Annotated in this window: 12 protein-coding genes; 3 read left to right on the forward strand and 9 right to left on the reverse strand. The window is 70.5% G+C overall.

Annotated elements, in window-relative coordinates; translation table 11 throughout:
• Positions 1-105: 105 nt before the first annotated feature.
• From OHU74_RS36025 to OHU74_RS36035, 3 genes are read left to right on the forward strand one after another with little or no spacing between them, the layout of a single operon-like run.
• The gene (locus tag OHU74_RS36025) at positions 106-738 is read left to right on the forward strand and encodes a CBS domain-containing protein (RefSeq protein ID WP_371613953.1); all 633 of its coding nucleotides are present in this window, start codon (positions 106-108) and stop codon (positions 736-738) included.
• Between the two features lie 13 nt (positions 739-751).
• Positions 752-2,080, forward strand: a complete 1,329-nt coding sequence (locus OHU74_RS36030; protein WP_371613954.1) for a universal stress protein — start codon at positions 752-754, stop codon at positions 2,078-2,080.
• Positions 2,081-2,104: 24 nt separating this feature from the next.
• Positions 2,105-3,097: a nitroreductase family protein gene (locus OHU74_RS36035; RefSeq protein WP_371613955.1), complete on the forward strand. Its 993-nt coding sequence runs from the start codon at positions 2,105-2,107 to the stop codon at positions 3,095-3,097.
• Positions 3,098-3,139: 42 nt separating this feature from the next.
• Here OHU74_RS36035 and OHU74_RS36040 read toward each other — a convergent pair whose 3' ends face one another.
• From OHU74_RS36040 to OHU74_RS36080, 9 genes are all read right to left on the reverse strand, one after another.
• Entirely contained in the window at positions 3,140-3,961 is an 822-nt protein-coding gene (locus OHU74_RS36040; protein ID WP_371613956.1) for an ABC transporter permease subunit, read from the reverse strand.
• Entirely contained in the window at positions 3,958-4,875 is a 918-nt protein-coding gene (locus OHU74_RS36045; RefSeq protein ID WP_371613957.1) for an ABC transporter ATP-binding protein, read from the reverse strand. The genes OHU74_RS36040 and OHU74_RS36045 overlap by 4 nt, the downstream gene beginning before the upstream one ends.
• A gap of 37 nt (positions 4,876-4,912) precedes the next feature.
• Positions 4,913-5,197 (reverse strand): dsRBD fold-containing protein, encoded by a 285-nt coding sequence (locus OHU74_RS36050; RefSeq protein WP_371613958.1) that lies wholly within the window; start codon positions 5,195-5,197, stop codon positions 4,913-4,915.
• A 337-nt stretch (positions 5,198-5,534) separates the two neighbouring features.
• The gene (locus OHU74_RS36055; RefSeq protein ID WP_371613959.1) at positions 5,535-6,035 is read right to left on the reverse strand and encodes a flavodoxin domain-containing protein; all 501 of its coding nucleotides are present in this window, start codon (positions 6,033-6,035) and stop codon (positions 5,535-5,537) included.
• A gap of 332 nt (positions 6,036-6,367) precedes the next feature.
• Positions 6,368-6,817 carry a universal stress protein gene (locus OHU74_RS36060; RefSeq protein ID WP_371613960.1) on the reverse strand — a complete coding sequence of 150 codons (450 nt, stop codon included), beginning with the start codon at positions 6,815-6,817 and terminating at the stop codon, positions 6,368-6,370.
• A gap of 79 nt (positions 6,818-6,896) precedes the next feature.
• Entirely contained in the window at positions 6,897-9,296 is a 2,400-nt protein-coding gene (locus OHU74_RS36065; RefSeq protein WP_371613961.1) for a glycoside hydrolase family 65 protein, read from the reverse strand.
• Entirely contained in the window at positions 9,293-9,805 is a 513-nt protein-coding gene (locus OHU74_RS36070) for an HAD family hydrolase (RefSeq protein ID WP_371613962.1), read from the reverse strand. Before OHU74_RS36070 ends, OHU74_RS36065 begins: the two co-directional genes overlap by 4 nt.
• Before the next feature lie 243 nt (positions 9,806-10,048).
• A complete protein-coding gene (locus tag OHU74_RS36075) occupies positions 10,049-10,735 on the reverse strand; it encodes a helix-turn-helix domain-containing protein (protein WP_371613963.1) in 687 nt (228 codons plus the stop codon).
• 5 nt (positions 10,736-10,740) lie between these two features.
• A complete protein-coding gene (locus OHU74_RS36080) occupies positions 10,741-11,817 on the reverse strand; it encodes a zinc-dependent alcohol dehydrogenase family protein (protein ID WP_371613964.1) in 1,077 nt (358 codons plus the stop codon).
• Between the last annotated feature and the right edge of the window lie 86 nt (positions 11,818-11,903).

An 11,903-nucleotide genomic window follows, 5' to 3' on the forward strand; every position in this document is an offset into this window, starting at 1 on the left:
GCGGTACTGGTGGCCAGACCACCTCAAAGCCCCGGACAGCCCTACCCAGGGACGGTCGCCCCTCACACCATCATGAGCACGGCCGTCCCACTGAGGAGGAAGACCATGAAGCACCTGCGCACCGTCGAGGACGTCATGACACACGCCGTGATCTCCGTCGACCGAAGAACCGCGTTCAAGGACATCGTGGAAGAACTGCGGATGTGGAACATCAGCGCGCTCCCCGTCCTGGCCCAGGACGGACAGGTGGCCGGCGTCGTCTCCGAAGCCGACCTGCTGCTCAAGACCCAAGGCACCGACACGACCCACGACACCGCCGCCGAGCAGCTGACGACCCGCCCGGCCGTGACCGTCACGAAGGACGCCACCATCCCCACCGCGGCGCGTCTGATGGCCCGCAGGCACCTCAAGCGCCTTCCCGTTGTCGACGACGACGGCCGACTCGTCGGCGTCGTCAGCCGCGGCGACCTGCTCAAGGTCTTCCTGCGCCCGGACGAGGACATCGGCGCCGAGATCCGCGAACTGATCATGTATCAGCTACCGCCGCAAGTTCCCGCCGAAAGGCACGTCCACGTGCACGGTCCCGTCGAGGTACACGTCCACGTCGCCGACGGCATCGCCTACCTCAACGGTTCGCTGCCGGACCCCGCGATGGAAGACATCGTCGTCCGCGCTGCCAGTACCGTACCGGGCGTCGTCGACGTCAAGGCGGACTTCACCGCCCCCGTCTCCGCCTGAAGGCACCACCGCCATGAGGCACCGCAGTGTCGCGGACCTGATGACGCACACCGCCGTCACCGTCCGGCGCACGACCACGTTCAAGGAGATCGCTCGGCTCCTGAAGGAGTTCGACATCACCGCCATGCCCGTCGTCGACGAAACCGGGCACCCGGTCGGCGTCGTATCCGAAGCCGACCTTCTCCGCCGGCGGCCCGCCGGTGGTGCCGCAACAGCCGAGGAGCTGATGACCAGCCCGGCCGTCACAGCCCGACCCGAGTGGAGCGTGGTCCGCGCGGCCCGGGTCATGCAGCGGCACCGGGTCAAGCGGCTGCCGGTCGTCGACGTCGACAACAGACTCACCTGCGCCGCAGTAGAACGGGGCAGGGCCGGTCGGTCCCCGGTTGGGCCGCTCGGTCCCTCCCAGAGGCCCCGCAAGCGGAAGAGCCTGGAAGCAGCAACCATCCGACCCAGGAGGAACATCATGTCGAACCGGATCACGGTGGGTCTGGACGGATCGAGCGCCGGCAGCGCCGCAGCCGACTGGGCCGCCAACGAAGCCGAACTGCGCGGTGCAGCTCTGGAACTCGTCCACGCGGAGGACTGGGCCCAGTACGGACCCTTTGCCGCGCCACTTCCCGAACCGCGTCCTCAGTGGGCAGAAGACCTCCTTTCGCGCACGCGGGACCGGCTGCTGCGCGAACACAGCACGCTCGACATCAGCACCCACAGCACGAATGGACTCGCGGCCTCCAAGGTCCTCGCCGCGTCTGCGGAAGATGCGGACCTGCTCGTCCTGGGCTCTCGTGGACTCGGCGCCGTCGCCGGGTTCATCGTGGGCTCGACCGCCTCGGCGACCCTTCCCGAGACCGACACACCCGTCGTCCTCGTGCGCTCCGTCGACGGCCGAGACCAACCGACCGGGCACGCGGACGATGCCGGACCGGTGGTGCTCGGCGTGGACCTGCGCAGCAACTGCGACCGGCTCCTCGCCTTTGCCTGCGAGGAAGCGGACCGGCGGGCCTGCCCGCTCGTCGTCGTACACGGCTGGTCGCTCCCGCCGGTCTTCTCCTACGCTCCCGCCCTCGACCTCGGCGTCGAGAAGGAAATGGCCGGCGGACTCGAGACCACGCTCCACGAGCTGCTGAGTCCGTGGGAGCGGAAGTATCCGCGACTCTCCGTCGATGCACGCATCGTCATCGGCCAGCCCGCCATCCAGATCCTGGACGCTGCGCCTGGCGCGGCCCTCGTCGTGGTTGGCCGGCGTATCCGTCGCCCGGCACTCGGCGCCCGCATCGGCCCCATCACCCACGCGGTGATGCACCACGCCACCTCACCGGTCGCCGTCGTGGCGCACGACTGAGGCCGCACAGACAGGAACAGTCCCGTGACCGCAACATACTTCGACCCCGACACCGTCATGCTGCTCGTCGGCGACGCCGTCACCGCCCCGTCCATGCACAACGCCCAGCCATGGAAGTTCGTGTTCCATGTCGGCAGCAGTGCGCTGGCCCTGTACGGCGATCCGGATCGCGCCATGCTTCGGACCGACCCGGATCACCGCAGCCTCCACCTCGGCTGCGGTGCGGCACTGTTCAACCTCCGCGTGTCCGCAGCCTCGATCGGTCTCCCGGTTCGCGTCCGGCTCCTGCCCGACGACGCCGAACCGTGGCTGCTCGCCACGGTGACCATCGACGAAACCACGGCCGCGGACCGCGAGCTGGCCTCCCTGCACGACGCCATCCGGCGCCGGCACACCAGCAGGTACCCCTTCGGCGAGGAGCCGGTGCCGACGGCGTTGCTGGACGGTCTGTGGGCTGCGGCCCACTTGGAGGGCTGCAGGCTCACCGTCCCGGATACCTGGCACATCGACACCGTGCTCGGGCTGGTACGGGACGCCGAACACCGCGAGGAGATCGATCCGCTCGCCCGGGCGGAGACCACGGCCTGGACCTCCCACACGCAGAGTGCTACGGGCACGCGCCGCGACGGCATTCCTGCCGCCGCATTCGGACCCAAGGCTTCCGGCGGCCCCACCCCCGTGCGCGACTTCGGTTGGGCCAACCCGATACCTGATCGCGGCTGGGCCGTGTTCGAGAAGCGGCCGCAGCTGGCTCTGCTCAGCACAGAGGGGGACGCGAGAGCCGACTGGCTACGCGCAGGCCAGGCGATGGAACGCGTCCTTCTGCAAGCCACTGCTGACGGCCTTGCCACCTCGATGACGTCCCATCCCCTGGAATGGCCGGAGCTGCGGTGGACTCTGCGTGACCCGGTGGCAGCCATGGGGCACGTGCAGATGGTCTTCCGTCTCGGCTACGGCCCCGCAGGCCCCGACACGCCCCGCCGCCCGTTGTCCGAGGTCATGGAAATCCGGGAGTAGAAGCCGGCGGAACGGCGCGTAGACGCTCAATGGCGCATCCGCTCAGGGCGCGAGGTCCCGGCGTCGGAGCAGCAGATGGGCCAGCAGGATGCCCAGCACTCCCGCTCCGACCAGGATCCCGAGCTGGGGCCAGAGCACGCCGCCTTCGGCCAGGGCGTCGCCCGGGGCGTAGTAGTGGAAGGGGCTGAGAAACCTCAGCGATGCTGCGGGCGACCAGGCCAGTGCGATGAAGTTGACGGCGAAGCCGACGGCCCCGATCGCGATGGTCGCGCCGACCACCTGGGCCCGCCGTCGTCCCGCCGCCGACACGGCCATCGCCGGCCCGATCAGGCACACGGCGAAGCCGAGGCCCATGAGCCCGGCGGCGAACACCCCGCCGATCGGCACCGCCCGGTGGATGTCCGGTGACAGCGCCACCCCCACCGCGACCGTGAGGGTCGCGGCAAGGTTCAGGGACAGCGCCGCGAGCACCAGCGCGGCGGTCCGCTCGGCCAGCAGCCGGGTACGGCTGACGGGACGCACCATGACGAGTTCCACCGTCCCGGATTCCACGTCCGCGGCCACGGCGGCCGCGGCGAGCGAACCGATCGCGGTGAGCTGGATGGCGATCCAGAAGGGGTGCGTGAGGCCGGCGCCCAGCAGCCCGGGGTAGCTGGCGATCGACACGTCGCCGCTGGACCCGCTGAAGGCCCGGTAGGCCGAGGGTGGCCCCTTCCCGCCCGCGGAGAAGAGCTGCCCCGGAGGAATCGCATTGGCGACCACCACGATGAGCGCCTCGAACACGACCATCCCGACGAGCAGGGCAGCCAGCATCCGGCGCCGCCGGTACAGGGCGAGCCACAAGAGCGGCCATTGCCGTCTCACGGCTCCGCCCGCCCGGCGCCGTCGCGGTACAGGTCCATGAAAGCCTCGTCCAGCCCGGCCTCCTCCACCGTGACGTCGGCCACCGGCAGGCTGAGCAGGGTGCGCAGCGCGCCCACCGCTTCGCTCGGAGGTACGAGCAGCTCCACCCGGTCCCCCTGCCAGCGCGGGTCCCAGCGCTCCGCGCCGCCCAGTGGCCGTACTCCTTGCCCGTCCGCGAAGGACAGGCGGATCCGCCTGGCACGGGCCTCGCGCAGGCCGGCCACGCTCTGGACCGTGACCAGTCGTCCGTCCCGGATGATCGCCACCCGCCCGCACGTGCGCTGCACCTCCGGCAGGATGTGGCTGGAGAGCAGCACGGTGCGTCCGCCGGCGGCCGCCTCGCCCAGCAGTGCGAAGAACGTCTCCTGGACCAACGGGTCCAGTCCCTCGGTCGGTTCGTCGAGCACCACCAGATGCGGATCGTGCTGCATCGCCTGCACCAGCCCGAGCTTCTGCTTCATGCCCCGCGAGTAGCCCCCGACGGGGCGGGCGAGGACCGCGGGCGTCAGCCCCAACCGGTCGCACAGCTCGCCGCGGCGGGGCACGGGTGCTCCCTGGAGCGCGGACAGCAGATCGAGCGTTTCCGCTCCGGAGAGTTCCGGGTAAAGGCGCAGCTCACCCGGCAGGTACCCCAGATGCGGAGCCACCCTGCTGTGATCGGAGATCGGGTCCAGCCCGAGCACCCGAACGCGCCCCTCGGTCGGCCGGAGCAGCCCGATCAGGCACCGCAGCGTGGTCGTCTTTCCCGCACCGTTCGGCCCGAGGAAACCGAACACCTCACCCGGTTGCACTGTGAGGCTCAGGCTGTCGACTCCCATCACCGGCCCGTACCTCTTGGTCAGTCCGGTCAGCTCGATGGCCGGCCTGTCACGCATGGGTCCAGTCTGAGCCTGCTGCTGGAGACCTGCCTGCTCACCCAAGGTCGTAGGCCGAGAGGGAGGCGTGCCGCGGTGCGGTCCCCGCTGCTGCCATGTCGGTGTAGGCGGTGCGCTTGAGCTGCATCGCCAGGTTTTCGAGCGCCCGGGCGGCCGCGAGCTCGTCGCCGATCTCGGGCACGTCCTTGTCCGTGGGGTTGCAGCGCGCGGTGCCGTGGCCCGTGAGGCGGGTGGTTCCGGTGTCGAGTTCGACGCGGACCTTGGTCGCGTGATCTTCCTCGAAGAGGTAGAGGTGGGACTTCCATTCGGTCGTGTGCGACATGGTGTGCCTCCGATCGGATCAGGAGTAGCGGTGGTGCCGGCGTCGGGCCCAGCGTCGGATCTCGTCGCTTCCCCAGATCAGCGGTGGGGGTCGAGATGAGGAGAACGGCATCCGAAGGTGGCGGTTCTCGCGGTGAGCGGCGGGGCGGTTGCCGTCCGTCCAAGCGGATCGCCCGAGGGCCACCGCGGCGATGCCGGCCGGCAGGTCAGCGCGAAGGCGGATGCAGACGGGCCCGGGTACGGTCGGCATTACGCCTGAGCGGGTTGCCCCCATCCCTTTCATCCGGTGGTGCATGGCACGCCTCCGTGCTGGTGCGTACCGGAGCAGGGCCGTCCCTTCAGGCGGCCACGAGCTCGGCGCTGATGTGGTGGGCCCACTTCTGGATGCGCTCGGGGTTGCGGAAGTCTCCGCCCTTGCCCTGGCGGTTCAGCGCCTTGGCGAGGAAGCCCGGGGTGTGGGCCGTAATGCTGCCGCCGAAGGTCATGTGCTCGCGCGCTCCGATCAGCTGCATCTCCCGGGCGACGGCGGAGACCGGAGGGATGTCGTGTTCCTCGGCCGAGCGGTCGAGCGGGCCGCTGCTGAACATCCACACCGGGCGGTGCCGCAAGGAGTCGGCATTGCGTTCCGCGCAGTGCTTGGCCTTGCTGCTCCAGTGGCCGGCGTAGAGGGCTCCGCCGAGGACGACGGCGTCGTAGGCGCGGACGTCGTGGACATCGTCGGCGGGCAGTACGACGGCGTCGAGACCGTCCTCCCGGAGGGTCGTGCCGATCTGTTCGGCGATGCCGGCGGTGGCTCCGTGCTTGGTGCCGTAGGCGACCAGGACTCGCTTGGTGCTCATGGCGGGTGCTCCTTGGTTGCGTGGTGAGGGGCTGATGCCACTGTCACGCGGCCACGGGCTGGTCCGCTTGGGCCGGACGGACCCCTACGGAGGCCATTCGGTCCTCTCCGAAGCGGCCCTCCTGGACCAGGGCCGTGGCCGACACGATGAGCACTCGCCGCAAACCTGCTCGTCAACGCAGCTAGTCCGGAAAGGCCTACCACCACCGCGTAGACCTGTGCGCCCTCGGTCAAGTGAGACCCGACCAGGGGCACCCGGACGTGCCCGCGCGCCCGGCTGCCCGCGGAGACGAAGGAGTGGCTGGGCCGAACGCCCGGCACGTCAAGGTGGGGCTATGGGACGGACACGTCCGCCCGGATGATGGTGATCGGGCACGGCGCGTGGAGCGCGGCCTGCTGGCTCACCGAACCGAGCAGGGCCCGGCGGAAGCCGCCGCGACCGCGGCTGCCCACGACCAGCATGTCCGCACCCTCTGCCGCGTCCACCAGGACGTCGACGGGATTGCCGCGCACCAGGCGCTGGTGCACGGAGGAGGCACCGTCCTCACCGAGGACCGTGCGGACCTCCTCGACCAGACGCCGCTCGGCCTCCTCCTCGTCGAACGTGGCGTCGACCGCCGGGGCCGACCACGACGCGGCACCGGGCAGGTCCCATGCCGCGACCGCCTCCACTCGCCCGCTCACCAGCGCTGCGTACCGGACCGCCCAGCGCAGCGCGGCCTGGGACGAGGGCGATCCGTCGACGCCCACGACGATCCGCGGAGCCTCATGCTGCCTGTCCATTCCGTTCACCCTTCCAAACGGCTGATACATCCACAGTGTGCGCATCACGAACGCACCGCCAGGCGGAACGGCTACCGTGTCAGCCCTTGGGGAGCCGGAACCACCGCTCCTGGCCTGCGGCAATGCGTTCGTGCCGGTTGCCGGGCAGGACCAGGGGCACGGGGCCCAGGGGTGACGGTGGGACGGAGATGCCGAGTCGGCCGGGCCGGAACCGGATACGGATGTCCCGGTGCCCCAGGTAGGAGATCGAGAACGAGGAACCGGGGACTTCGGAGAGGGGCACCGGGGCGATGTGCAGGCCGTCGCCGTGGGGCTCGAGTCCGACGATGCCGCGCTCGACGAGGTCGAGGGTGCCGCCCATGGCACCGAGGTGGATCCCTTCGCCGGTGGTGCCGCCCTGGACGTCGGTGACGTCACTGAGTAGGGCTTCCTGGCAGTAGCGCCAGGCGTCCGGGCCCTGCTCGCGGGCGAGGACCCAGCCGTGGACGAGGCTGCTCAGCGTGGAGCCGTGGCAGGTGTGGCGCAGGTAGTAGTCCGCCGTCCGGCCCCAGAGGCCGTCGTCGAGGCGGTGTCCGAGCCGAAGGAAGAGTTGTTCGAGCTCTGCGGGGCGGAAGAGGTAGCCGAGCATGAGGGTGTCGGCCTGCTTGGACGCCTGGTAGCGGTTGGGTGTGTCCCCTTCGGCTTCAAGGATGCGGTCCAGGCGGCGGATGTCGTGGTAGCGGGTGCGGTAGCCGTCCCAGTCGAGCTCGGCGAGGTCCCCGTAGCCGTGGAACTGGCTGATCACGTCGCAATGAAACGGCACGTACAGGCGGCGGGACACGTCTTCCCAGACGGTGAGCTCGTCGGGGCAGATGCCGAGCTGCGTGAGGAGCTCCGCGCGCCGGGCCGCCGGGAGTTCCCCGTACAGGTCGAGGGCGCGGGCCAGTACCCACGCGGCGGTGACGTTGGTGTAGGCGTTGTCGTCGATGCCGGGATGGGCGGCATCCGGGTAGGCGTCGTGATACTCGTCCGGTCCGACGACGCCGCGGATCCGGTAGCGGCCCAGGCCGGCGTCCCACGTCGCCGCGTTGGCCCAGAAGTGGGCTATGTGCAGGAGGAGTTCGGCGCCCGGGCCGTGCATGAATCCGGCATCGCCGGTGGCCTGCCCGTACCGCCACACGTTCCAGGCGATGGCCGACCCCACGTGGCGCTGGAGGTGGGAGTGGTCCGGAAGCCAGCGGCCGGAGCGCGGATTGAGGTGCAGCCGCTGTGTCTCCTCGCTGCCGGAACTGCCGCTCTGCCAGGGGAACATGGCTCCCTTCGCGCCAGCCCGGCGGGCGGACTCCCGGGCCGCAGGGAGGCGTCGGTGCCGGTACGTCAACAGGGCTCGAGCGGTCTCGGGGAGGTGGAGGGCGAGGCAGGGCAGGAGGAACAGCTCGTCCCAGAAGACGTGCCCCCGGTACGCCTCGCCGTGAAGGCCGCGGGCGGGGACGCCGGCGTCGAGCTCCGCAGTGTGCGGCGAGAGGGTCTGCAGGACGTGAAAGGCGTGCAGCCGAAGTACCTTGGCGGTCTCGCCGGGCACCCTCAACTCTCCTTCGCTCCAAAGGCGTTGCCAGGATGCCCGGAGGGAGGCCAGCAGGGAGGGAAAGTCCGGGGCGTGTGTGGCGCCGTCGATGCTCCGCCGCAGCGGATCGGTCGAGGGACGGTCGAGCGAAGTACACAGGGCGGCGGTCTTCACGACGGCGACCGGAGCGGCCCGCTTGATCGGCAGGATGAGTGTCTGTGTGGCGGTGGCGGCGGTGCATACCCGGTCTACCGGTGCCACAGGTCGTGCGGATGTCCGGACTGCGAGCCCGATCCGTACCCGGGAGGTGGCGGTAGTGCAGGAGAGCCAGGCGGTGCCCTCCGCCTCCACCCCGGACCGGTGCTCGACGAGGTGCCGCCCGGCCAGGGCGCGGTAGCGGTCGACTCCCGCGTTGGTGACGTTGCCGTCGAGTACGGACTCGATCTCGATCCTGCCGCTCCAGCCGTAGGCTCTGAACACCGTGTTCTGTGCGGCCAGGTTCGGGTCGCCCATGTGGACGAGGCGGGTGTGGGTGACGCCCAGGCGGCGGCCTTCGGTGTCGTGGAAGAGCATGTGGCGGGTGAGCGTTCCGGCGCGCAGGTCCAACGTCACGTGGCTGTGGCGCAGGGTCGGGTGGTCGGGCGTGAGCCAGTCGCCGGGTGGTGCGCCCTCGGGCAGGCAGCGGTACCGCAGGGCGGTCCAGTCCGACAGCCGGACCATGTCCTCGTTGGAGACCGTACGTCCGCCGACGGTGGAGTCGAGCCGGTTGTAGCAGCCGGCCAGGTAGGTGCCCGGGTAGTGGATGTCATCGGCGACGCTTTCGGGTGCTGAACCGCGCGTGGCGAAGCGGCCGTTGCCCAGGGTGCACAGGGACTCGACCAGCCGCTCGGTCTTGGGGTCGTAGCGTTGGTACTCCCAGCTCCAGGCCTTGGTCACGGGCGGTCGCCTTCGAGTGCGGCGGCCAGTCCGCCGAGGTCGGGGAGGATCAGGTGGGCGCCGTGTACGCGCAGGGCATCCCTCGTATGCGGGTCGCCCTCGCGGTTGAGTCCCACCACCAGGCGGAACCGGCCTCGGTGTCCCGCCTCGACGCCGGCTAGTGCGTCCTCCACCACGGCAGTATGAGCGGGGGGCGCGCCGAGACGGCCGGCAGCTTCGAGGAAGAGGGCAGGATCGGGCTTGCCCGGAAAACCAAGTGCGGCAGCGTCCTGGCCGTCCACCAACGCGTCGAAGTAGCCGATGAGCCCCGCGGACTCCAAGAGGGAGCGGGCATGCCGCGAAGCCGAGACGGCCGCGCACCGGATCGCCTTCTCCTTCAGTTCCTGGAGCACGGGCCGCACGTCCTCGAAGGCGCGGACACCCTCGGTGCGCAGCATTGCGGAGAAGGCCTGCTCCTTGCGGGCGGCGACCGCGTGGACGGTGGCGCACCCGGGCTGATCCTCGGGCATTCCGGGCGGGAGGTCGATGTGCCGGGCAGCGAGGAAGGCGCGTACGCCGTCGAGACGGGGCCCTGCCGTCTACCAGATCCCGATACTCGCGGACTGCGTCGAACGGCCGCGGTCGTGCAGCGGCCTGCGATGGCTGCGACTCGGGGAGACAGCCGTCGAAGGTCTCCTTCCAGGCGGCCGCGTGGCGGTCCGCCGTGGCGAGGAGCACTCCGTCGGTGTCGAAGACGACCGCCCGTAGTTCGTTCATGAGTCGTGCACCACGCGACGGCCGGTGATCCGGGCGGGGGTGAGCTTCATCCAGTGGGTACGCGGGCCGCCGGCCCAGGGCTGAGAGCGGGCCGTGCTGCTGAGGTGGAGAATCTCGTCCGGATCTGTGACCGCTGCCAGTTCGCCCACGGCCAGCACGCTCCACCCCGTGGCGGTCACGTCGTCGATGTTGTCGATCTCGAAGGCGACCTCGGTTCCGGCAGCTCTGGCAGTGACGGCTTCGGCGGAGGTGCGGAAGGCGATGTCGGGTCCTGCGATCAGGTAGTTGACAGGAAGGACGGCCGGGCCTTCTGGGGTGAAGATGGCGATGCGGCCCACGCCGTGCGTGTTCAGCAGCCGTCGGCATTCGGTCTCGTCCAGTGGCACGAGCGTGCTGTCGCGCCGGGCGGTGGATCGACCGGCGACGCGGAGGGCGTTGGCGCCGGTCAGGTCGTCGACGGTGAGGCCGAGGGCGTCGGCCACCCGGACGAGGGTGCCGATGGCAGGGCTGGCGGCGTGCTCCTCCAGGTAGGCGATGTACGTGGCGTCGGCGCCGCACCGCCGGCCCAGTTCCTCGCGGCTCAGACCGAGGGCTTCGCGGCGGGCCGCCAGGCGGCGGCCCAGGTCGGTGCGTCCGGACATCTCGCCGGACTGCTGCGGGTGGGTGCTAGGTGTGCTCTTCACGGCACTCACTGCTCCTGGGGCGGTACGGCGACCGTGTCGTGCTGCGGTCCGCCGAGCACGACTTTGAGGGCGCCGGTGTCTCCGGCGCGGGAGAAGACGTCGTACGCCTCCTCCATCTGGTCCAGCTCGAAGCGGTGGGTGACCATCGCGGCCCCGGGCAGTCGGCCTGCGGCCATCATGCGCAGGAGCATGGGGGTGGAGTGGGTGTCGACGAGACCGGTGGTGATGGTCACGTCCTTGATCCACAGGTCTTCGAGGTGGAGGACGGCGGGCTTGCCGTGCACGCCGATGTTGGCGACCCGGCCGCCCGGGCGAACCATGCGGGTGCACATCTCGAAGGCCTCGGGCATGCCGACGGCCTCGATGACCACGTCCGCCCCGAGCCCGTCGGTGAGGTCTTCCACCAGCCGCTCGGGCTCCTCGTCCGCGTTCGCGGTGGCATCGGCGCCGAGGTCGCGCGCGGCGGCGAGCCGGGACGCGGCGAGGTCGACGGCGATGATCCGCCCGGGGCTGTAGAGCTGCGCCGTGGCGATGGCGGCCAGGCCTATGGGTCCGGCGCCGACCACGACGACCGTGTCACCCGGGCGCACGTTGCCGTTGAGCACGCCGACCTCGTAGGAGGTCGGGAAGATGTCGGCGAGCAGTACGGCGTCGTGGCTGGCCAGGGCGCTGGGCAGCGGGTAGACGGAGAGGTCGGCGAAGGGGACGCGTACGTATTCGGCCTGCGTTCCGTCGATGGTGTGGCCCAGGACCCAGCCGCCACCTCCGCGGCACTGGCCGTAGTGCCCTTCACGGCAGAAACGGCAGCGTCCGCACGCAGAGATGCAGGAGATCAGGACGCGGTCGCCGGGGCGGACGCTGCGGACATCGCCGCCGACCTCGACGACGGTCCCGACGGCCTCGTGCCCGAGGATCCGGCCGGGCGTCACTTCGGGGACGTCACCCTTGATGATGTGCAGGTCAGTGCCGCAGATGGTGACGGCGTCGACCCGGACGATCGCGTCGGCGGCGTCCTTGACGGAGGGGTCCGGGACGTCCTGCCAGGAGGTCTGTCCTGGCCCGTGGAAGACGAGTGCCTTCATGGCGCGGCCTTCTCTCTGTGCGCTGTGCGGGAGGGGGGCACCGTCAGGCTGTGCCCGTACCCCTCCGTCCCGCTTGGGCCGGTCGG

The organism is Streptomyces sp. NBC_00454, assembly GCF_041434015.1.
Taxonomy (GTDB): Bacteria; Actinomycetota; Actinomycetes; order Streptomycetales; family Streptomycetaceae; genus Streptomyces.